This is a genomic window from Streptomyces sp. NPDC057654 (assembly GCF_042800135.1).
Classification (GTDB): Bacteria; Actinomycetota; Actinomycetes; order Streptomycetales; family Streptomycetaceae; genus Streptomyces.
The window spans coordinates 1-463 of record NZ_JBHVHQ010001253.1 but is presented as its reverse complement, the minus strand read 5'-3'; the positions used below and the strand labels follow the sequence as shown (position 1 = coordinate 463).

1 pseudogene is annotated in these 463 nt (G+C 80.1%); it reads left to right on the top strand.

What is annotated here, in order from left to right:
* A pseudogene (locus ACFU99_RS42565) lies at nucleotides 1-414 on the top strand (TetR/AcrR family transcriptional regulator); the annotation flags it as partial.
* Nucleotides 415-463: the final 49 nt, after the last annotated feature.

The following is a 463-nucleotide window of genomic DNA, read 5'->3' as shown; positions in this document are numbered from 1 at the left end:
CTCGCGGGCGACGGCGTGGTGGCGGTGCTCGGCCTGCACCGCCTCGAAGCCGCCGAGGAAGCCGTACGGGCGGCGGGCCCCGGCGACCAGGTCACCGCCGTCCTCGTCACGGGCGACCCCGACGAACTGGGTCCCCTCGCCCGACTGACCGTCACCGAACTCTCCCGCGGCCTGCGCCAGTCCTTCCCGGAGCCGGCCTGGCCGCGCCTCCAGCTCGTCCACGACGAACGCGGCACGCTCGCCGCGGCGGCCGGCGTGCCCGCCGTCAGCGACGGGACCGAGTCCGCCGTCCGCATCGCGGCAGGCCGCGTCGTCGCCCGCGCCGACGGCCGCGGCGCCTGCCACGCGGCGGCGTCGGCGAGCGCGGGACGCCCGCGGGGCAGGCCGGGGGCGGACGGCACGGACGGGACCTGACCGCACGCCGGGACCGTACGAGGACGCGGTGACCGCACGGGGCGGGGCC